Below are 20,244 nucleotides of genomic sequence, written 5' to 3'. Positions count from 1 at the left end.
TCGGCGAGGAGAACGATGTGGCGGCAGGATCCACGGACCCGTGGGCAGGCAACACTCCCCCGCGGTGTTGCCTGCCCCAGGCCGCACCGGCCCATGTCGGCCAGGGCCGGGCTGCCCTGAGTATATTGGCTGTGAGCCAGTCAACGCAGGAGTTACAGGATGTCCCCGCGTAGCCCATCGGTCAATGAAGAGTTGCGCCGACGTTCCCGGGAGCGGCTTCTGCGGGCGACGGTGGACCTGGTGGACGAGCGCGGCTACGAGGCGACGACACTGGCGGACATCGCCGACCGCGCCGGTTCCGCCCGCGGACTGGTGTCGTACTACTTCCCCGGCAAGCGCCAGCTCCTCCAGTCGGCCGTGCACCGTCTGATGCATCTGACGCTGCAGGAAGCACTGGAGCGCGAGCCGCGCACGGAGGACGGCGACGAGCTCCTCGCGCGCGCCGTCGACGCGATCCTGGGCCTCGCGCGGGACCGGCCGGTCCTCATGCGGACGCACATGGCGGGCATCCTGCAGGCCGAGGGGTTCGTGCAGTGCCCGGAGCAGCAGCGGCTCGCGGCCCTGCTGCGCGAGACCGTGGACCGGCACGGCTCGCCGGACGCGGAGACGGACTACCGCATGCTGCGCGCCCTGCTGATGGGCGCCGTGTTCGCGCTGCTCATACCCGGCGCGCCGATGCCGTTCGAGGTGCTGCGGGCCGAGCTGTTCCAGCGCTACGACCTGGACTGGAAGCTCGGCGTCCCGCCGGGCGACGAGCCGCCCGACGGGACGTTCTAGCGGGGCTGAACAGACGGCCGTGCGGCAGCCACGCGGATCAGCGGATCAGTGGTGCCATCCGAAGTACTCCGGCTGCGTCTGGACGTTGAGCTCGCGCAGGTGCACCCGCTTGGCCGGGTCCGTGCGCTTGTCGTTGAGCTTCAGGACGTCGAAGCCCTTGACCATGTCGTTCGAGTAGATGTGGCCGTTGTAGTAGTACGCCGACCACGCGCCGCCGCCGACGAGCTGGTCCGCGGAGAGCGGGCCGCGCTCGAAGTAGGCGATCTCCCGGGGCTTGGCGGAGTCGGTGAAGTCCCATACGGACACGCCGCCCTGGTACCAGGCCTGGACCATCAGGTCCTTGCCCTTGACGGGGATCAGGGAGCCGTTGTGGGCCACGCAGTTCTCGGTGTCGGCCTGGTGGCGCGGGATCTTGAAGTAGCTCTTGAAGACCAGCTTGCGCTTGTCGCCCCAGCCCTTGATCTCGTAGATGCCGTCGGCGCCGCGGTTCGGGCCGATCTCGGCGTTGCAGGTGGCGCCGCCGCCACCGCCCAGCTCGTCGGTGAACACCACCTTGTCGGCGCGCTGGTTGAAGGTCGCCGAGTGCCAGAACGCGAAGTTCACGTTGTCCTGGACGCGGTCGATGACCTTCGGGTGTTCGGGGTCCTTGATGGAGAACAGGATGCCGTCACCCATGCAGGCGCCCGCCGCGAGGTCCTTGGAGGGCAGGACGGTGATGTCGTGGCAGCCGGTGGTCTTGGAGACGCCCGGGTTGGTGGGCGACCCGGGGTTGCCGCCGCCGTCGGGGCCCTCGCCCGGGAACAGCACGGGGAAGCCGACGACCGCCGCCTTCTGCGGGGCCTTGCGCGGCACCTTGATGACGGAGATGCCGTCGTGCGGCGGCTGGCAGTCGGGGAACGCCGCGCTCGGGGCGTACGAGGAGACGTACACGTAGACGTTGCGGCGGTCCGGGACCAGCGTGTGGGTGTGCGAGCCGCACGCGGTCTCGACGGCGGCGACATAGCGCGGGTTGCGCTTGTCGCTGATGTCGAAGACCTTCATGCCCTCCCAGGACGACTTCTCCGTGGCGGGCTGCGTGGTGCTCGCGCAGGAGCTGTCGCTGCGCGAGGAGTCGGTCGAAAGGAACAGCAGGTTGCCGGAGACCGAGACGTCGTTCTGCGATCCCGGGCAGAGGACCTGCGCGACGGTCTCCGGCTTCTTCGGGTTGCTGATGTCGAAGATGCGGAAGCCGTCGTAGTTCCCGGCGAAGGCGTACTTCCCCTGGAAGGCGAGGTCCGAGTTGGTGCCGGGCAGCGCGTCCTTGGGGATGTTGGCGAGGTGTTCGATGTTGTCGGAGTGGACTATCTCGTCCGGCGCGGGGATCTTGCCGTCGTCGATCGCCTTCCTGGTGTCGGCCGCGTCGCTCTTGGACACCTTCTTGGGCGGCCGAGGCGTGTCCCCGGGGTCGGGGGTCGCACCGGCGGGCGCCGCGGTGAACAGGGCGGCCACGAGGCCGACCGCCGCCGCGGCAACTCCCAGGCGTCTGCGCCGCGTTCGGGGTTCGTTCAACAGGGTCACTGCGTCCTCCCTTGAGGCCGTTCGGGGCGAACGGTGCACGGACACCCGCAGTATCGTGCTCCTCATGTACAAATCAAAAGACGGCAACACCCTTGTAATGAACATTTCCGATCACTGATGCTCATGCGCGTGCTAGGACGGACCCAACTGCCCCGCGCGTCCCCGGAGGTTGCCGTGCCCCATCGCCGTACGCCCGCCGCCCGTGCGTCCGTTGTCCGCGCCGGGGCCGCGACCGCGCTCCTGACCGCCGCCGCCCTCGCGCTCGGCGCCTGCGACTCCGCGTCGGGCAAGGACGACGCCAAGTCCCCGTCGTCGTCGGGGCCTTCGGTGATTGCGCCCGGAAAGCCCGGCGAGAGCGCGGCGACGCTCTCCGCCGACGAGGCCGCCAAGAAGAGAACCGACGACGACAGCCCGAACTCGGCCGATTTCGCGTACGTCGAGAAGATGATCCCGCACCACGCCCAGGCCCTGGAGATGACGCGACTCGTCCCGAAGCGGGCCAAGTCCCCCAAGGTGAAGCGCCTCGCCGACCGCATCACCGCCGCCCAGAAGCCGGAGATCGGCGCCATGGAACGGTGGCTGAAGACCTACGGCAAGAAGGGCGGCAAGGGCGGGAAGGGCGCGGCGACGGGGCAGCCGGGGCACGGCGGTCACCACGATCACGCGGGGATGCCGGGCATGGCCACGGCCGCCCAGCTCAAGCAGCTGCGCGCCGCCAAGGGCAAGGCGTTCGACGAGCTCTTCCTCAAGCTGATGATCACGCACCACTCGGGCGCGGTCACCATGGCGACCGACGCCCTGTCCGAGGGCAACAACCTGCTGGTCGAGGAGATGGCCAACGACGTGGTCGCCCAGCAGACCGCCGAGATCAACCGGATGCGCGGGATGAGCTGACGCCCCGTTCGCCCGTGGTGGGGGCCGACTGCCACTGGTGCTCAGCGCCGGCGGTGGCGCGGCGCCAGATACCCGTCGTCCCGCGCCCCGGCGATGAGGCGCAGCGCCTTGCGGCGGCTGTGCCCCGTCGCACCCATCACGGCGAGCACCGGGTCCCGGCCCTCCTCCCGCGCCTCGCGGTACGCCTCGGCGGCCACCTGCCGCCCCGAAGGACGGGCCCCGAACGCCATGCCCGCGTCGTCGGCGTACCCGCTCCGGCACGGAGCGTCGTACTGCTGGACGACGCCGCGGCAGACGTCCGCCAGAGGACGCTCGATCCGGCCCGCGAGGGCGACGAGGTCGGCCAGCGGCAGCGGGGGCTCGGCCCGCAGGTCCTCGATGGCGAGGCCGCCTTCGCAGACCGCGGCGAGGACGTCGACGTGCGTGCCCTCCAGGGCGAGCCGCACATGGAACAGGGGCGGGGAGTCGTCGTGGCCGTGCTCGACGGCCGCCTCGGGCGCCGCGGCCGCGGGCCCGGCCTCCCATGCGTGCGGGGCGGGCCCGCTGTGCTCCGGGCGGTAATGATCACTCTCGTCAAAAAATGAGCTTTCCTGCACAGTCGCACGGTAGCCGTACTGTCACATTCCGCCCGGAACGGCACGCGGCGCATCTCCCCCTTCACGCACAGGGGTGCGATGCTGGGGCCAGGCAGGCGTCAGGGGTCCCGGGGACAGCTCGCGGAAGGAGCGCCACCGTGCAGGTCGCCGTCGTGGGGTCGGGTCCGAGCGGGGTCTACACCGCGCAGAGCCTGGTCCAGCAGGACCGGGTTCCGGACGTGCGGGTCGACGTGCTCGACCGCCTTCCGTGCCCGTACGGCCTGGTGCGCTACGGCGTGGCGCCCGACCACGAGAAGATCAAGTCCCTGCAGAACAATCTGCGCACGGTCCTCGAGCACGAGCGCGTGCGGTTCGTCGGCGGCGTGGAGATCGGGCCCGGCGCGGTGTCGCCCGCCCAGCTGCTCGACTGGTACCACGCGGTCGTCTACTGCGTGGGCGCCGCCACCGACCGCAGGCTCGGCGTGCCGGGCGAGGATCTGCCCGGCAGCTGGTCGGCGACCGAGTTCGTGTCCTGGTACAGCGCCCACCCGGACGTGGCGGGCAACGGGTTCGGCCCGCCCGACCGCTTCGTGCACGGCGTCGAGTCGGCCGTCGTGATCGGCGTCGGCAACGTCGCGGTGGACGTCGCGCGGATGCTGGCGCGCGGCGCCACCGAACTGCTGCCGACCGACATGCCGCACGAGGCGCTCGGCGTGCTCGCCGCGAGCCGGGTGCGCGAGGTGCACATGGTGGGGCGGCGCGGGCCCTCGCAGGCGCGGTTCACCACCAAGGAGCTGCGGGAGCTCGGCTCGCTCCCGGACACCGACGTCGTCGTGGACCCCGCCGAGCTCGCCCTCGACCCCGCGTACGCCGATCCGTCGGGGCTGCCCGCGGCCAACCGGCGCAATGTGGAGGCGCTGCGCGGCTGGGCCGGGCGGGCCTCGGGGTCCGGGAGCGCGCGCCGGATCCGGCTCAGGTTCTTCCTGCGGCCCGTCGGGATCACGGAGGCCGGGGGCCGCGTGGGCGGCGTGCGGTTCGAGCGGACGCTGCCGGACGGGCGCGGCGGGGTGACGGGCACCGGGCGCTATGAGGACATCCCGGCGCAGCTGGTGCTCCGTTCCGTCGGCTATCGCGGGGTGCCGATCGAAGGGCTGCCGTTCGACGCGGGCAGCGGGACGGTGCCGCACGCGGCAGGGCGGGTGCTGCGGGACGGGGCGGTGGCGCCCGGTGAGTACGTGGCGGGGTGGATCAAGCGGGGGCCCACGGGCGTGATCGGCACGAATCGGCCCTGTGCCAGGGAGACGGCCCAGTCCTTGCTGGATGACGCCGACGTCCTCGCCCGGCGGGCGGTGGCCGGTGATCCGCTCGCCGCGATGCGCGCGGCCGGCGCGGAGCCGGTGGGGTGGGGCGGGTGGCTTGCCATCGAGCGGGCCGAGGAGGAGTTGGGGCGGTCGCTCGGGCGGCGGCGGGTGAAGATTCCCGACTGGTCGGGGCTACGGGCCGCCGCCGCGGCTGGCCCCTGGCCTTCGCGGCGTTAATCGGCCTTCGGCCTCGTCCTCAAACGCCGGACAGGCTATTCCCGGTGCTCGGCCGCGGTGAGGATGCTGTCCAGGAGGCCCGGGAAGCGGGCCTCCAGGTCCGCGCGCCTCAGGGCGTTGAGCTTCGCCGTGCCGCGGTAGATCTGCTGGATCACGCCCGCCTCGCGGAGCACGCGGAAGTGGTGCGTGGTCGTGGACTTGGTCACGGGCACCACGAACTGGGAGCAGGTCAGCTCGGCGTCGTCGGCGGCCAGTTCACACACGATCCGCAGCCGCAGGGGGTCGGAGAGCGCGTGCAGGACGGCTTCGAGGCGGATCTCGGCGCGCTCCGGATGCTCCAGCACGCGCGCGCTCGGTACGGCGGTCGTCATGGCTCCATTGTACGAGACGCTTCGTAGTTTGACAGATGGCGTACTACGAGGCTTATCGTACGACGAAACCCCGCACCGCCGTGACGAATGGAGTCCGCCGTGAGCGCGCTGTTCGAGCCCTACACCCTGCGATCCCTGACCATCCCGAACCGGGTGTGGATGGCGGCGATGTGCCAGTACTCGGCGGAGGCCTCCGGGCCGCTGGCGGGCGTCCCGAACGACTGGCACCTCGCCCACTACGGCGCCCGCGCCACCGGCGGCACGGGCCTGATCATCACCGAGGCGACCGCGGTCAGCCCCGAGGGCCGCATCTCCCCCGGCGACCTGGGCATCTGGAACGACACACAGGTCGAGGCGTTCCGCCGCATCACCGACTTCCTCAGGGCGCAGGGCACCGTCTCGGGCATCCAGCTGGCGCACGCGGGCCGCAAGGCGTCCACGGGCGTGCCGTGGCAGGTCCGCGGCCCGCTGGGGGCCGACGACCCGGAGGCCTGGCAGCCGGTGGGGCCGAGCCCGGTCGCGTTCGACGACGCCTTCCCCGTACCGACCGAGCTGACGGTCGAGCAGATCCAGGGGGTGGTCGGGGAGTTCGCCGACGGGGCACGGCGTGCCCTCGCCGCCGGGTTCGACATCGCCGAGATCCACGGTGCGCACGGGTACCTGATCGGCGAGTTCCTCTCGCCGCACTCCAACAAGCGCACGGACGCGTACGGCGGCTCGTTCGAGAACCGCGTCCGGTTCGCGCTCGAGGTCGTCGACGCCGTCCGGGCCGTCTGGCCCGAGGACAAGCCGGTGTTCTTCCGGATCTCCGCGACCGACTGGCTGGAGGAGGGCGGCTGGACGCCGGACGACACCGTGCGCCTCGCCGCGCTCCTGAAGGAGCACGGCATCGACCTGCTCGACGTGTCCACCGGCGGCAACGCGGCAGGCGTGTCCATCCCGACCGGGCCCAACTACCAGGTGCACTTCGCCACCCGGGTGAAGCGCGAGGTGGGCCTCCCGGTCGGCGCCGTCGGCCTGATCACCGAGGCCGCGCAGGCCGAGAAGATCCTCACCAACGGCGAGGCCGACGCCGTCCTCATCGGCCGGGAGCTACTGCGCAACGCGTCCTTCGCCCGCCTCGCGGCCCGCGAGCTCGGCGCCGAGGTGCACGTACCGAACCAGTACCTGCGCTCGCGCGAGATCTGAGCGCGGCACACACGGCGGCACACGCAACGCATACTCAACGGCATGCGAAAGGGGAGGCGGCTCGTGCCGCCTCCCCTCAGTGCTGCCGGGGCCCAGGGGCCCGGACGGCTCAGGTGCCGGGCTTGCGGCCGTAGACGAAGACCTCGTCACCCTTGCGCAGCATGTCCCAGTACTTCACCGCGTCCTTCTTGGTCATGTTGACGCAGCCGTGCGAGCCGGGCGGGGCCCACACGCTGATGCCGACCGAGTGGAAGGCCTGGCCGCCGTCGAAGAACTGGCTGTACGGCATCGGCACGTGGTACAGGCTCGACACGTGGTCGATGTCCCGCCAGTAGACCTTCTTCAGGCCGGTGCGGGTCGCATGGCCCTTGCGGCCGGTGCGCACCGGGACCGGCCCGTACTTCAGGTTCTTGCCGTCCTGGATCCAGCTGAGCTGGAGCGTCAGGTCGACGCAGGCGATGCGGCCCTTGTTGGTCGGGCACTTGCCCGCCTTGTTCGGGTCGTTGCCGACGGCCTTCTGCTTGTTCATGAGGTCCATGACGCCCCAGGTGACCTTGCCCGCGTACCCGGCGTTGGGGCTGATCTGGTGCTTCGTCTGGAAGGCCTTGATGGCCTTGCAGTCGGCGGCCGACTGCCTGCCGTCCACCGGGCGGCCCAGGAACTTCTCGACCTGCTTCTGGTAGGGCCCGGTCTCGGTGCTGCACGACGCCGCCGCCTGGGCGGTGCCGCTCCCCATCGCCACCGCGAGCGGGGCCACCAGTGCGGTGATCCCCAGTGCGACGGCTCCTCGTCTGCGTATGTCCCCCACGGCTGTGCGCTCCTTGTGCGGCTCGATGTGATGTCTCGTGAAGTCGATGTGAATTCGACCTGGTAGACAGCGCACGGCAGGAGTTCGTTGTAGGGGGAAGTGACACAGGTTCGTAACAGGCGGCCGGTGCGGGCGGGACGATACGGGCGGGCCGGTCCTTCGCCGGGGCGCGACCGCCGGGCGTCCTCAGTGCCCGGGGTCACAGCAGCCGTCCTTGCGCATCAGACGGCCCACGGTGAGCCAGTCGACGCCCTGGAGGTCCCGTGGCGCCTTCCTGGCGGCGGGGGTGAAGGCCGCGACCAGCTCCTTCGTCTCGTACCGCGTGCCGCCGCGCAGCACCGCGACGGTCCGCACCAGCGTGTCGAAGTCCGTGAACGGGTCGCCGTCCACGACCACCAGGTCCGCGAGCCTGCCGGGGCGCACCGTCCCCAGGTCCCGCTCCACGCCGAACAGGCGGGCCGGATACGCCGTCGCCGTGCGCAGGGCCGCCGCCGGGGACAGGCCGCCGCGGTGCAGCGCACGCAGGCCCATGTGCAGGGACAGGCCGACCGGGACGAGGGGCTGGTCCGTGCCGAGCGTCACCAGGCCCCCGGCGGCGAGGACCCGGCGGTAGATGTCGGTCTCGGTGCGCAGCGTGGCCAGCTGGGCCGGGGTCGGCGGGGTGGCGGCCTGCTTGCGCACGGTCTCGGTGTCCCACGGCGGCATGACGGCCGTGACGCGGGGGTCGTCGGCGAGCTCGGGGTCCGCGCCGATGAGCGGCACGGAGGTGAACGGCGTGGCGATGAGGGCGAAGCGGGCGCCGGGCGCGGAGTAGATCTCGGTGACGTCGTCGTAGGCGCGGCCCGACGCGGTGATGGCGTGCCCGAACTCGGCGCGCTGGGTGGCCTGGAGATGCGTCGTGAGGTCCTGGCCCGTCTGGACGCCGGGCGACAGGAAGTGGCTGCCGGTGCGCACGCCGAGCCGCTCGTGGGCGAAGCGCGCGGCCTCCTCCATCACCCAGGCCGGCGCCCGCACATAGGTCTTGACGAAGTCCCAGTCGAGCTGCGCCGCCCGCTCCAGGGAGCGCCTGAGGCCCGCGCGGGTGCGGTGGGCGCGGCCCATGCTGTAGGCGACGCGGCCGCCGTCGAGGAGTTCGCCGGTGGTGAACAGGCGCGGCCCGGCGAGCTGTCCGGTGGCGACCGCCTCGCGGATCCTGGCCTGTTCGTGGGCGAAGCCGCCGAGCGAGACGGCGGTGGTGATGCCGTAGGTGAGCTGGCCGACGGTCTGGCGGCCGCCGTACGTGCTCTGCCAGGGGTGGGTGTGCGTGTCCCACAGGCCCGGCAGGACGGTGCGGTCGGAGGCGTCGACGCGCCGCAGCGCGGGGCGGCGGCCCGCGCGGTGCGGCTCGACGGACTCGATCCGGCCGCGGCGTACGACGATGTCCACGTCGTCCCGCGCCGTCTCGCCCGTGCCGTCCCAGAGCTGTCCGGCGTGCACGACGGTGTCGGCGGGCGCGGGTCTGCGCTGGTCGAGGGGGACGCGGACGGTGCGCGCGGGGCCGCCGTCGACGCCGATGAGGCGCAGCTTGGCGCCCGACAGGTACAGCAGGGTCCGCGCGTCGCCCGACCAGGTGGGGTGGTCGGCGGGTTCGGTGGTGAGGGTGCGGAGCTTGCCGCGCGGGGTGCCGTCGGGGGCGACGGGCAGCAGGCAGAGCGCCGATTCGACGATCACCGCGAGCCAGCGGCCGTCGGGCGACCAGACGGGCCCGGAGTCGTAGCGGTCGGCGATGGAGGCGTGCGGCGCGACCGCGTGGAGGCGGGCGGTGCCGGTGGTGGTGTCGACGATCCGGATGAGGTTGTAGCCCTCGCGGAAGCGGAGGTTGAGCCGGTTGCGGTCGCAGAAGGCGACGTGGCGGCCGTCGGGCGACCAGCTGGGGCGGCCGGGCAGGCCCCCGCCGCCGAGCGGGTCCGCGAGGACGCGTTCGGCGCCCGACGTCAGGTCGCGCACGACGAGCTTGCCGGTCAGGTCGAGGCAGGCCAGCCGCGTCCCGTCGGGCGAGAGCGCCGGGTGCACGCGGCCGCCCGTGGCGAGGGCGGTCTCGGTGCCGGTGGCGAGGTCGCGCCGGTACACGCCGAGCAGTCCGTCGCGGTCGTCTGCGTACACCAGGGACCGGCCGTCGCGCGCCCAGGACGGGCCGAGCAGATAGCGCGTTTGCCCGGCCGCGCGCAGCCGCTCGGGTGGCTTGCCGCCCGATGTGCCCGCGAGCCACAGCGAGTTGAGGGCCGCGAAGGCGATGTGCCGGCCGTCGGGCGAGAGCGCGGGCAGATGGATGCCCCGCACCGGCCGGACGCGGCCCTCGCCGAGGTCGTACTCCTTGACGCGGTAGCGCGGCCGGTCCACGGCCAGCTCGCCGCTGAAGGGCAGCGGCCGCGGTGTGCCGGGCCGGTCGGGGCGTACGAGGGTGAAGCTGCCGTCGACCGTGAGCAGGAGTTCGCCGTCCGCGGTCCAACGCGGGGGCACGGGTGCGATGTCCCCGGCCACGGGGACGGGCTTGCCGTCGACGACGAGAGTGCAGGAGCCGCTGGGTGCCGCAGTGGTCCGCAGATAGCTGAGCCGTTTGCCGTCCGGCGCCAGGGCCGGGGTCATGACCTGGGCGTTCTCGGTCTCGGTGTGCTCGACGACGACGGGGCCTGTGCCCCGGGCGTCGACGGCGGCGACGGTCCGCGCCTCCAGGGTGGTGCCCGTGGGCGTGGTCGTGGCCCTGCCCCGGACGAAGAGGATGCGCTCGCCGTCCGGCGACCAGGTGGGGTCGAAGTCCTCCCACGGCCCGTCCTGCGCGGGCCCGTCCTGGCCGGGGACGCCGGTGACCCGGGTCAGCGCGCCGGTGCGCAGGTCGAGGACGTGGATGCGGTACGGGCTGCCCTTCACCGGGTCGCCGCCGCGCTCGGACGCGAAGGCGAGCCGGGTGCCGTCGGGCGACCAGGCCGGGCCGCGGTCGTCCCAGGGGCCGTCGGTGCGCTGCCGCAGCCGCGATCCGTCGGGGCGCATCGTCCAGATGTGGAAGCCGCCGCCGCGGTACGCGCCGAACGCGATGAGGGCACCGTCGGGCGCGTACACCGGACGGTTCGGTTCGAGGTCCACCGGGGTGAGCGGCACGGCCTCGCCGCCGGTGCGGTCCGTGGCCCAGAGCACGTTCTGCACCTCGGCGACGAGCCGGTCGCCCCGGGGCGAGAGGGTCGCCGAGCCGTTGGTGGCGCGCGTGAACTCCAGCGGGACGTCCGCGCGGGGGCGGGCCACGGCCGGGACGGTGCCGGTGGCCGCGACGGCGCCCACGGCGCTTGCTGTGACGAGGAGTTGACGGCGCGAAAGTCGGGGGTGAGGCAGGGAGGCGAAGTTCCTGTCACGGTCCATGTCGCATCACACTCGCGCACCCTGCGGCGCGCTGCAACACCGCCTTCACCGTGCGTCACGGTGGCATGATCGAACACATGTCGAACGCGCCCACACCGTCCCTGGTCCGTGACCTCCTGCGCTCCGTCCTGCCCCAGGAGTGCGGTGTGCGCGTCGAACCCGTCGACGAGGGTGGTGAGCACTCCACTTGGTGGGTCGGCGACCGGCACGTCCTGCGGCTCACGCTCGACCGGGACGCGGCGGTGCGGCAGGCGCGGGAGATCGCCCTGCGGGACGCCGTCCGCGACCACGTGCGGGTGCCCGTGCCCGTGAGCGTCGCGCACGGGGTGTGGGCGCCGGGGCTCACGTACACCCTCGACACCCGTCTGTCCGGTGTCTCCGCGGAGCGCCGGGACCTGACCGGCGAGGGGGAAGCGGATCTGGGCCGGCTTCTGGCGGGGCTGCGGGGGCTCTCGCCGGAGGTGGTGGCCGGTCTCCACCTGCCCCTTCAGGAGCCGCGGTTGATCGAGCCGCTCCGTAAGGCCGCCGAGGACGCGGTGCGTCGGCTCGCCGCCGACGGTTTCGTGCCCGGCGGGCTGATGGAGCGGTGTCCGGCGGATGCCGTGCCCTCCCCTGCTGAGGTCGTCGTGCTGCACAACGACCTCAAGGGGGAGCATCTGCTTGTCGGTTCGGGGGGTGGGGTGAGTGGGGTGCTCGACTGGGCGGATGCCGTGGTCGGGGATGCGGCGGAGGATGTGGCGGGGGTGGTGCTTGCGGTGGGGGTGGCTGCCTGTCGGCGGGTGGTGGCGGCTTCCGGTTATCCGGTGGGGGTGTACGAGCGGGGGGTGGGGCTTGCTCGTTACGACACCGTGGTGCGGCTTGCCGAGCGGCTGTACGGGACTGATGACAGTCCTGTGGCGCTGTTGCGGGCGCAGTTGGGGCGGGCGTGGGGGTTGTGACGGGGGCGGTTGCCCTCGCGGGGCGCCCCAGGCCCACCCCTTCCCGAACCAGGGGGCTGCGCCCCCTGGGACCCCCGCTTTATCGGCGCTTCGCGCCTCGTCCTCAAACGCCGGACGGGCTGAATCCTCGCCGGACGGGCTTGGGATCCCTAGGGTCTTCCCTAGGTGTGGTACCGACGCGGTGAGGGGGGCGGGGCGCCTACCCTGGGCGTCTCGGCATGCGTCACGGCTCACGCCCTGGGCCGCTCCCCGGGAGGCGTTGTGCGCTACGTCATCGAGGTGTACCGGTCGCACGACGGGGTGTGCGGGAACGTGCTGTGCGAGAGCGTCGGGGATCCGCGGCCGTTCCACGGGTGGCTGGAGCTGTTGTCGCTCCTCGAACCGCCGTCACCGGAGCCCGTGGGGCAGGAGGGTGCGGGTCCGGAGGGTCCGGGGCCCGTACAAGGCTGAACGATCCTGCCGGAAGTCGACTGCCGGAAGTCGGAATTCGCCTTGTGCGCGACACCCGTTGGCCACCATCGTGGTGTCGAGGCCATGCGCACGGCACGGCCGACGCCGGGGGCGGTGATGACACCCGAGGACGTACGCCACGACCTCCACCACTCGCCCGTGCCCGACGACGCCTTCTGCGGGCGCGGCCCCGAACTCGCCGCGCTGCGCCAGGACTTCACCGACGCGAGCGCGGGCACCCCGCGCCTCGTACTGCTCGAAGGCCCCGGCGGCATCGGCAAGACGGCGCTCGTGCGCCGGTTCCTCGACTCGCTGCCCGACCCGTGCGTGCTGCACGCGAGCGGCGAGGAGAACGAGAGCGCCCTGCCCTGCGGCGTGCTCGCCCAGCTCGTCGGGCAGAGCCCGCTGCCGGTGCCGGAGACCCTCGCGGGACTCGTCCGCGTACCGCAGTCGCTGCACGCGAACCTGCCGCCGCTCGCCGCCGGGTTCGGGCTCCTTGACCTGCTCAGCGAGGTGCAGAGCAAGGGGCCCGTCGTCCTCGTCGTCGACGACGCGCACTGGTCCGACCCCGAGTCCCTGAACGCGCTGACCCTCGCCCTGCGGCGGCTGCGGCACGACCGGGTCCTCGCGATCGTCGCGGTGCGCGACCCGCACGTCCCCGAGCTCCCCGACGGCCTGCGCCGCCTGCTCACCGACCCGCGCACCCGCCGCCTCGCGCTCGACGGGCTCAGCCCCGACGAACTGGCCGCGCTCAGCGACCGGCTCGGCGTGGCCCGGCTCCCGCACTCGGCGTCCCTGCGCCTGCACGGCCACACCCACGGCAACCCGCTGCACGCCCGCGCCCTGCTCGACCAGGTGCCGCCCGACGTCCTGCTCGACGTCACGACGCCGCTGCCCGCGCCCCGGTCGTACGCGATGCTGGTGCTCGCGGGCCTCGCGGGCTGCGGGGCCCAGACGCAGCGGCTCGTGCAGGCGGTCAGCGTGCTCGGCCTGTCCTGCCGCCCGCACGCCGCGGCCCGCCTCGCCCGCGTCGCACAGCCGCTGCCCGCCCTGGAGCGGGCCGTCAAGGCGGGCCTCCTGCGCGAGTCGCCCGCCGGCTCGTCGGCGCCCGTGATCGCCTTCCCGCACCCGCTCGTGCACGCGGCGGTCTACCAGGACATCGGCCCCGCCCAGCGCGCCGCCCTGCACACCCGGGCAGCCGCCCTGGTCGACGACGAGTACAGCAAGCTGCGCCACCGGGTGCTCGCCGCCACCGGGCCCGACGAGGAGCTCGCCGCGGCCCTCGCCGAGTGCGCGCGCCGTGAGGCGGCCACCGGCCAGTGGGCCGTGGCGGGCACGCACCTGAGGCACGCGTCGCGCGTCGCCACGAGCTCCCTGGAGCGGGACCGGCTCGCCGTGGAGGCGGTCGAGGCGCTACTGCTCGACGGCCGGGTCCAGGAGGCCGCCGAGCTCGCCACCGGCCTGCCCGAGTGCGCGGCACCGGCCCTGCGCGGCTACATCCGCGGCTATGTGGCGCGCGTGCAGGGGCGCACGCAGGCCGCCTGGACGCTGCTCGTCGACGCGTGGGAGCAGTGCGACCGCGAGCGCGACCCGTCCCTGGCGGCGCGCGCCGCCGAGCAGTTGAGCTACGCCGCCGTGATGTGCGGCCGTGCGGCGGTGGCCGCCCAGTGGGCCGAGCGGGCGCAGCGCCTGTCCACGGCGCAGGGGCCGAGCCGCATGCTGCGCTTCAACCACCTCATCGCGCTCGGCCTCAGCGGGCGCGCCAAGGAGGGCATCGCGCTCGCCGCGGACCTGCCCGACCCCATGATCGTGCCGCTGAAGAGCATCGACCTGCTGCTCGCCCGCGGCGAGCTGCGCCTGTGGTCGGACGACCTGCACGGCGCGCGCCACGACCTGCTCGGCGCGGTCGCCAACTGCCGTACGACGACGGTGCCGCTGCGGCTCCTCTCGGCGTCGGCACTCGCGCAGACCCTGCACCGGCTCGGCGAGTGGGACGAGGCCCTGATCCACGCCGAGTCGTCCGCGTCGATCGCCGACGACGCCGACCAGTGGTGGCTGAAGCCGGTCACGCACGGCGTCGCCGCGCAGCTCCTCGCCGCGCGCGGCGCCTGGGACCGGGCCGCGGAGCACCTGCGCACCGCGGCCGAGGTGCCGGGCGGCGACGAGACGCCCCTCGCGTACGCGTACGGGGTGTGCGCACAAGGGCACTTCGCGGACGCGCGCGGCGAGCCGCACGCCGTCGTCGAGGCGCTGCGGCCGCTGCTCGCCTTCGCCGAGCAGGACGGCGTCAACGAACCGGGCGTCGTAGACTGGCAGCCGCTGCTCGTCGACGCGCTGACCAAGGTCGGCGAGTTCGACGAGGCGGAGGCCCTGCTCGGCCCGTACGAGGAGCGGGCGCGGGCCCGCGGGCGGCACTCGGTGCTCGCCGCCGCGGCGCGGGTGCGCGGCAACCTGTCGGCGGCGCTCCGCGACACCCAGCGCGCGCAGGCCGCCTACGCCCGGGCGCAGGACCACGCGGCGCAGGTGCCGCTGCCGTTCGGGCAGGCGCGGGTGGCGCTCGACCACGGCTCGTTCCTGCGCCGCATCGGCCGCCGCTCCCTCGCCATCGCCCAGCTCCAGGCCGCGCACACCACGATGACCCGCCTCGGCGCGCTGCCGTACCAGGCGCTGTGCGAACGCGAACTCAACGCCTGCGGGCGTGCCTCGCCGCCCCGCCCCGCCGAGGAGCAGGCGCCCGACGGCACCGGCGACCCGCTGGAGGGGGCGCTCACCCCGCAGGAGCTCGCGGTGGCACAGCTCGCCGCCCAGGGGCTCACGAACCGTCAGATCGCCACCGCCCTCGCGCTGAGCGTCAAGACCATCGAGTACCACCTGGGCCACACGTACGCGAAGCTCGGCATCACCTCGCGCATCGGCCTCGTACGGCGACTCGGGCCGCCGGAGGCCTCATCGCCCCCGCCGTCGGCCGGGTGACCTGAACGGCCGCGGGCCCGGTCCCGTACACCGGGGTAAACCCCGGCCCGGTCCCGGAGGCGCCGGGGTCCCGCTGCTCGTACCGTCGTGCCGGACGCACGGCCAGGACGGCACGGCCACGGCGGGGACCTTCTGGAGGTGGCCCGATGACTTCCTTCACACGCGCGGCGGCGGGCGACGAGCGGCCCGTGCTCCGCCTGCGGCTGCTCGGCGGCTTCCTGCTGACCCGCGAGGCACCCGCCGGGCGCGAACCCCCGGACGACCGCGACGGCTGCTGCGGCCGTGGCGGAGAGGCCATGGAGGTGCCCGCGAGCGGGCAGCAGGTGCTCGCGCGCCTCGCCCTGTACGGGACGGCCACGCGCTCGGCGCTCGCGGGCACGCTGTGGCCGAACGCGACCGAGGCGCGGGCGAGGGCCAGTCTGCGCACCGCCATGTGGCGGCTCAACGGGGCGGGTTCGGCCCTCGCGGACGTGGGCGGCGGGGCCCTCGCGCTCGGTCGCCGGGTGCGGGTCGACATCCAGGACTTCACGGCGGCGGCGCACCAGGTCCTCGCGGGGGCGCAGGTGCGGCTCGTGCGGCCCTATCAAGTGCTGCTCTGTGCGGGCGAGTTGCTGCCCGGCTGGCAGCAGGACTGGGTGTCCTTCGAGCGCGAGCGGCTGCACCAGCTGCGGCTGCACGCCCTGGAGGCGCTGTCGGCCCGGCTCGTCGCGCGCCACCAGTACGGCCCCGCGCTCGAGGCCGCCCTGGAGAGCACCCGCATCGACCCGCTGCGCGAGAGCGCTCATCGCGCGGTGGTGTCGGTGCACCTCGCGGAGCACAACCTCACCGAGGCGGTGCGGCAGTTCGAGACGTTCCGGGGGCTGCTGCGCGGGGAGCTCGGGGTCGAGCCGTCCGGGCAGTTCTCGGCGATGCTGCGGCACGCACTGGTCTGACGCGGCCTTGTGACGCTGCGGTGACGCCGCCGCGTCACGATGGACGTGCCCCGTCCAGGATGCGGGGAGTAGGGGGAACTCCCCTGGTTGAGCGGAGCGCCGGCCGTCGCGGACGCCAAACGGCGCCGCTCATGCCCTGGACGGGGCTTTTCATGCCCTGGACGGGGTGTTCCTGCGCGGTTTTCCGCGGTTTTCGCCCGCGCGTCGCGGCTTTCCACAGGCAGACAGCGGCCGAGGGCTGAGCCACCCCCCGCGTGGTTCAGCCCCCGACTCCCCCGACGGACCGGACGGACCCGTGGTCCGCGCGGCGCTCACCCGTCCCCGGGCCGCCGCAGCTCCTCGATCGCGCGCTCCACCGGCTTGTGCGGCAGGCCCGTCCTGCGGCACAGCTCGTCGCGCGGGACGTCCCGCAGCACCTCGTGCACGGTCCTCTCCTCCAGGCTCGCGATCTCGTGCACGTACGCCTGGACGCGGCTGACCGCGTCAGCGGCCAACGGACGGCCGCCGTGCGCGCGGTCGTCGGCTCCCCACGGCGCGGGTCCGCCGCGCGCCCGGCCCGCGCCCGGCCAGCGCTCCTGCTCCAGCCAGGTCGTCCAGACCCCCCGGCCCACCAGGTGCTCGGCGACGTTCTCCGCCACGGAGCCGTCCTCGATCACTCCCGGGTCGACGGCGTCGGCCTCGATCAGGAGCCGGCAGGAGGCGGCCAGCATGGGGGCGGAGGTGACCCGCGCGGGCTCCCCGTCCAGGAGGGTGCGCAGCGCGGCGACGTCCGGGTGGCCGGGGACGTGCGGGGCGAGCCGCCGTACGACCTCGTCGAGGCGCCGCAGGTCGGGATTGCGGTCGAGCAGCATCGCGTGCGCGCCGACGACGCCGAGGAACGGGTCGACGCGGCCGGAGTCCAGCATCGGGAAGAGCTGCTTGTCCGACATCAGGTCGATGCCCTGCCGCAGACCGGAGAGCGCCGCCTCGCGGGCGAGGCCGAGCTCCTCGTCCACGGGGGCCCAGCCGGTGCCGAGCGGCGCCATCTCCACCGACGCGTACTGCGGCTGGGGGCCGTGCGGACCGTTGCTGACGAAGACGAGGGTGCTCCAGCCCTCGGACACCCACACCGCCTGGGCGAGCGGCAGCCCCTCGCCGGTCGGCTCGCGCAGCCGCAACCGGTAGCCCCCGGGCGGCAGTTGGCCGCTCCACGCCGACCAGCCCTGCTGCGCGTCGACGCGCCAGCCGGTCTCGCCGCCGTCCACGGCCTCGCCGCTCTCCGCGGTGATCTGCAGGGCGTACGGATCGAGGTCCCAGCCCCGGCGCAGATTGCGCAGGAGCACCATCAGGCTGGGGGTGCCGCGCCGGTGCGTCGGCTCCCGGCTCCAGCGCAGCGCGGCGGCGCGGTGCTCGTCGCGCGCGGTGGCGGTCCGCTCGACCGGCGCCGGGGCCGGGACGCGGGGCAGCGGCAGGCGCTCGGTGAACGCCTCCGTGCCGACCTCGACCAGCTGGCCGGCCACCGCGCCCGCGAAGCGCTGCTCGATGCGGTAGATGCCGGGGGGCACCGTGGTCTCGATGGTGCCCATGCCGTGCGCCACCTCGCGCAGCGCCTCGTCGGTGACGCTGATCAGCACGGACGGGGTGTCCGGGATGACGACGAACGGCACCTCGTCGCCCGGCTCGCGCGCGGCGGCGCGCGCCGCCGCCCGGGTGCGGAACCGCTCAGAACTGGACTCAGAACTGGACACCGTGGCCACCCCCGGTCACTACCTCGAAGTATCCGCCGTCCCTGAGGTCCGGCGCGGTCGCGCTCTCCGGGACGACCTTGTACAGGCCCGGCACGAGCGGCTCGGTGTACCTGCCGTCGTCGACGTACAGCCTGCGCGGCGGGTCGATGCCCCGGCCGCGCAGCTCCACCCAGCCGCGGAAGCCGTCGGGGAAGCGCAGCGTCACCGGGTACGAGCCGATGCCCTGGAGCCCTTCGGCGAAGACGATCGGCGTGCTGGTCTCCCTGAGGAAGCGGGCCTCCTGCGGGACGAGTGACTGGTGCGTGCGGTCGAGCACGTGGTGGCGCACGTAGTCCGCGAGGCTGTCCGACGTGACCTTGCCCTCGGAGGTGACGGTGCCGCCGCCCGCGCCGCGCAGGCCTTCCAGGAGGGCCGTCGTGAAGTGCCCGCGGGCCCGGTCGGGGTCGGGCGCCTGCTGTTCGTAGGCCGGGTCACCGAGCGACGTGGCGTACCCGACGAGGCACTCGACCTTGTCCGGCGCCTCGGTGGTGTCGGTGAACGGCGGCCCGAAGGCGGTGACCCCGCCGAAGCGGGTGCGGCAGCAGTCCGCGAAGAACACGATCTCGTGGAACGGCGACGCCGACTCGTACCACGACAGGTAGGGGCGTACGGCGATGTGGTTGCCGAGCAGGTCGATCGCGGCGTTGGCCATGAGCAGCGCCGCGTCGCCGCCGAACGGGGCGATGCCGTGGCCCGCGAGGAACAGGTACAGGCGCGTGTCCGCCCAGGTGCCGCCGGCCGCGACGGCCTCCCTGACGGCGCGGTGGGCCTGGTACAGGGCGCGGTTGACGTTCTCGCGGGTCGGCACCGCGGTCATCACGTCGGCCTCGCGCTCGTCCCGCTCGGTGGCCGTCACGAGGGCGACGTTGTCCTCCGGTACGCCGCCTCCCGCCGGGTCCACGAGCCAGTCGCGGAACCGGCCCGCGTCGCCGCGTGCCCCTTGCAGATCGCTGATCGCCGGATACCGGTTGATGCCGACGACCACGGCGTGGTGCAGGTCGTTCATTCCTCTCCCCCCCTGGTGCCGTCAGTCGGCGAGCATCCGGGCCAGGCTCGCCAGGACCTCCGGGTCGTCGTCGAACGTGATGTGCTTGCGGGCGCCCGCGGTGAGTCCGGGGCCACCGTCCACGGGCGACCACACGGTGCGGGTGGCGTCCGCCCGCAGGAAGGCGCGCAGCTGCTCCGCGTCGGGGCCGCCCGCGTCGGCCTGGAACCAGCGCTGCATGCCCGCGATGGGGGTGACGGCGGTCTGCCCCTTGGCTCCCCCGGCTCCCTGGGCCCCCTGGGGGCCGCGCTCCAGGACGCCGGAGATGAAGTACAGGAGCGACCTCGGGTACAGCAGCGGCACCAGGTGGTCCGCGCGCTCGGCCCGGTCGGTCATGGTGAACATCCGCAGCCGGTCGAAGAGTTCGGCCTGGCGCCGGACGACCGACGCGAGGTGGCCGACCGTGCACGCGGGCGCGAGCAGGACCACGTCGCGGACGCGGAAGTCGCCGGGCAGCGGGTCGTCGGCGTCGGCGCGCCTGCGGGCGAGGTCGTTCAGGAGGTGGCCGATGAAGACGGCGCCGGCACTGTGGCCGACCAGGGTGACCTTGGGCCGTGCGCCGGTGGCGAGCAACTGGCCGAAGCGGTCGAGGAAGTAGCGCCCGGCGCGGATCTCGCCGGAGGCGGCGGAGGAGGCAGGGGCGGCGGCGGTGTCGGGTGCGGCGGAGGCGTCGGGGGCGAAGGTGTCGGCGGTCTGCCGCTTCATCGCGTCCCAGACGGCCGCGCCCACGTTGGCGAGGTAGAACTCCCTGAGCAGTTCCTCGACGACGGTCGGGTACAGGCCGTGGTCGGTGTGCGTCCGGAAGCGGCCGACGACGGCGCTGACGACGCGGACCGTCTTGCGCACGAGCAGCGCCGACGTCACCACGGCGCGGCGGTTGTCGGCGGCCTCGGTCTCCGCCGCGAGCTCGGCGACGGTCTGAGGGGACATGAGGGTGGCGACCGCCGCGCGCCCCCCCGCGTTGGTGCGCGCGGCGGGGGGTGCGGAGGCCGAGCGCCGGACCGAGCCCACCATCACCCGGTTTGGGTGGGCGAGTTAGGCG

General features: G+C 73.6%; 15 protein-coding genes. 7 read left to right on the top strand and 8 right to left on the bottom strand.

Going from position 1 to position 20,244, the window contains the following annotated elements; translation table 11 throughout:
- Positions 1-159 precede the first annotated feature (159 nt).
- Positions 160-777 (top strand): TetR/AcrR family transcriptional regulator, encoded by a 618-nt coding sequence (locus ACFWZ5_RS36810; RefSeq protein WP_384802004.1) that lies wholly within the window; start codon positions 160-162, stop codon positions 775-777.
- A 45-nt stretch (positions 778-822) separates the two neighbouring features.
- Here ACFWZ5_RS36810 and ACFWZ5_RS36805 read toward each other — a convergent pair whose 3' ends face one another.
- Positions 823-2,334, bottom strand: a complete 1,512-nt coding sequence (locus ACFWZ5_RS36805; RefSeq protein WP_384802001.1) for an LVIVD repeat-containing protein — start codon at positions 2,332-2,334, stop codon at positions 823-825.
- Positions 2,335-2,508: 174 nt separating this feature from the next.
- Here ACFWZ5_RS36805 and ACFWZ5_RS36800 point away from each other — a divergent pair, with 174 nt between their 5' ends.
- Positions 2,509-3,228, top strand: coding sequence for a DUF305 domain-containing protein (locus ACFWZ5_RS36800; RefSeq protein ID WP_384891867.1), 720 nt, complete (start codon positions 2,509-2,511; stop codon positions 3,226-3,228).
- Between the two features lie 41 nt (positions 3,229-3,269).
- On the opposite strand, the gene ACFWZ5_RS36795 is transcribed toward ACFWZ5_RS36800, so the two are convergent.
- Positions 3,270-3,824: a DUF6214 family protein gene (locus ACFWZ5_RS36795; protein ID WP_384801995.1), complete on the bottom strand. Its 555-nt coding sequence runs from the start codon at positions 3,822-3,824 to the stop codon at positions 3,270-3,272.
- A 137-nt stretch (positions 3,825-3,961) separates the two neighbouring features.
- Here ACFWZ5_RS36795 and ACFWZ5_RS36790 point away from each other — a divergent pair, with 137 nt between their 5' ends.
- Positions 3,962-5,341, top strand: coding sequence for an FAD-dependent oxidoreductase (locus ACFWZ5_RS36790; protein WP_384801992.1), 1,380 nt, complete (start codon positions 3,962-3,964; stop codon positions 5,339-5,341).
- A 35-nt stretch (positions 5,342-5,376) separates the two neighbouring features.
- On the opposite strand, the gene ACFWZ5_RS36785 is transcribed toward ACFWZ5_RS36790, so the two are convergent.
- Positions 5,377-5,712: an ArsR/SmtB family transcription factor gene (locus ACFWZ5_RS36785; RefSeq protein ID WP_384801989.1), complete on the bottom strand. Its 336-nt coding sequence runs from the start codon at positions 5,710-5,712 to the stop codon at positions 5,377-5,379.
- A 99-nt stretch (positions 5,713-5,811) separates the two neighbouring features.
- Here ACFWZ5_RS36785 and ACFWZ5_RS36780 point away from each other — a divergent pair, with 99 nt between their 5' ends.
- Entirely contained in the window at positions 5,812-6,900 is a 1,089-nt protein-coding gene (locus ACFWZ5_RS36780; RefSeq protein ID WP_384801986.1) for an NADH:flavin oxidoreductase/NADH oxidase, read from the top strand.
- Between the two features lie 109 nt (positions 6,901-7,009).
- Here the strand turns inward: ACFWZ5_RS36780 and ACFWZ5_RS36775 are convergent, their stop codons facing one another.
- Both ACFWZ5_RS36775 and ACFWZ5_RS36770 read right to left on the bottom strand, forming a co-directional pair.
- Positions 7,010-7,708 carry a L,D-transpeptidase gene (locus ACFWZ5_RS36775; protein ID WP_384801983.1) on the bottom strand — a complete coding sequence of 233 codons (699 nt, stop codon included), beginning with the start codon at positions 7,706-7,708 and terminating at the stop codon, positions 7,010-7,012.
- Between the two features lie 186 nt (positions 7,709-7,894).
- Positions 7,895-11,098, bottom strand: a complete 3,204-nt coding sequence (locus tag ACFWZ5_RS36770) for an amidohydrolase family protein (RefSeq protein WP_384801980.1) — start codon at positions 11,096-11,098, stop codon at positions 7,895-7,897.
- A gap of 77 nt (positions 11,099-11,175) precedes the next feature.
- On the opposite strand from ACFWZ5_RS36770, the gene ACFWZ5_RS36765 reads away from it, so the two are divergent.
- The 3 genes from ACFWZ5_RS36765 (at position 11,176) to ACFWZ5_RS36755 (ending at position 16,391) form a co-directional block, all read left to right on the top strand.
- Complete coding sequence (locus ACFWZ5_RS36765; RefSeq protein ID WP_384801977.1) at positions 11,176-12,036, top strand: phosphotransferase family protein; 861 nt, start codon at positions 11,176-11,178, stop codon at positions 12,034-12,036.
- A gap of 534 nt (positions 12,037-12,570) precedes the next feature.
- A complete protein-coding gene (locus ACFWZ5_RS36760; RefSeq protein WP_384891864.1) occupies positions 12,571-15,459 on the top strand; it encodes an AAA family ATPase in 2,889 nt (962 codons plus the stop codon).
- Positions 15,460-15,605: 146 nt separating this feature from the next.
- A complete protein-coding gene (locus tag ACFWZ5_RS36755) occupies positions 15,606-16,391 on the top strand; it encodes a BTAD domain-containing putative transcriptional regulator (RefSeq protein ID WP_384802099.1) in 786 nt (261 codons plus the stop codon).
- 311 nt (positions 16,392-16,702) lie between these two features.
- Here the strand turns inward: ACFWZ5_RS36755 and ACFWZ5_RS36750 are convergent, their stop codons facing one another.
- Genes ACFWZ5_RS36750 through ACFWZ5_RS36740 form a run of 3 tightly spaced genes read right to left on the bottom strand, consistent with a single transcriptional unit; the run spans position 16,703 to position 20,132 of the window.
- Entirely contained in the window at positions 16,703-18,118 is a 1,416-nt protein-coding gene (locus ACFWZ5_RS36750; protein ID WP_384802102.1) for a hypothetical protein, read from the bottom strand.
- A complete protein-coding gene (locus tag ACFWZ5_RS36745; RefSeq protein ID WP_384802105.1) occupies positions 18,105-19,163 on the bottom strand; it encodes a caspase domain-containing protein in 1,059 nt (352 codons plus the stop codon). The genes ACFWZ5_RS36750 and ACFWZ5_RS36745 overlap by 14 nt, the downstream gene beginning before the upstream one ends.
- Before the next feature lie 21 nt (positions 19,164-19,184).
- Positions 19,185-20,132 (bottom strand): hypothetical protein, encoded by a 948-nt coding sequence (locus tag ACFWZ5_RS36740; protein WP_384891861.1) that lies wholly within the window; start codon positions 20,130-20,132, stop codon positions 19,185-19,187.
- Positions 20,133-20,244 lie beyond the last annotated feature (112 nt).

Source organism: Streptomyces sp. NPDC059003, from assembly GCF_042740445.1.
Classification (GTDB): domain Bacteria; phylum Actinomycetota; class Actinomycetes; order Streptomycetales; family Streptomycetaceae; genus Streptomyces.
Note: the sequence above shows the minus strand (reverse complement) of the source record. Positions and strands in the feature narration are given on the sequence as shown.

What these genes read in the sequence shown, in the direction of transcription:
- ACFWZ5_RS36810 (WP_384802004.1), top strand. Translation starts at nt 160, where the DNA reads ATGTCCCCGCGTAGCCCATCGGTCAATGAAGAGTTGCGCCGACGTTCC.
- ACFWZ5_RS36785 (WP_384801989.1), bottom strand. Translation starts at nt 5,712, where the DNA reads ATGACGACCGCCGTACCGAGCGCGCGCGTGCTGGAGCATCCGGAGCGC.
- ACFWZ5_RS36770 (WP_384801980.1), bottom strand. Translation starts at nt 11,098, where the DNA reads ATGGACCGTGACAGGAACTTCGCCTCCCTGCCTCACCCCCGACTTTCG.
- ACFWZ5_RS36765 (WP_384801977.1), top strand. Translation starts at nt 11,176, where the DNA reads ATGTCGAACGCGCCCACACCGTCCCTGGTCCGTGACCTCCTGCGCTCC.
- ACFWZ5_RS36760 (WP_384891864.1), top strand. Translation starts at nt 12,571, where the DNA reads ATGCGCACGGCACGGCCGACGCCGGGGGCGGTGATGACACCCGAGGAC.
- ACFWZ5_RS36755 (WP_384802099.1), top strand. Translation starts at nt 15,606, where the DNA reads ATGACTTCCTTCACACGCGCGGCGGCGGGCGACGAGCGGCCCGTGCTC.
- ACFWZ5_RS36745 (WP_384802105.1), bottom strand. Translation starts at nt 19,163, where the DNA reads ATGAACGACCTGCACCACGCCGTGGTCGTCGGCATCAACCGGTATCCG.
- ACFWZ5_RS36740 (WP_384891861.1), bottom strand. Translation starts at nt 20,132, where the DNA reads ATGTCCCCTCAGACCGTCGCCGAGCTCGCGGCGGAGACCGAGGCCGCC.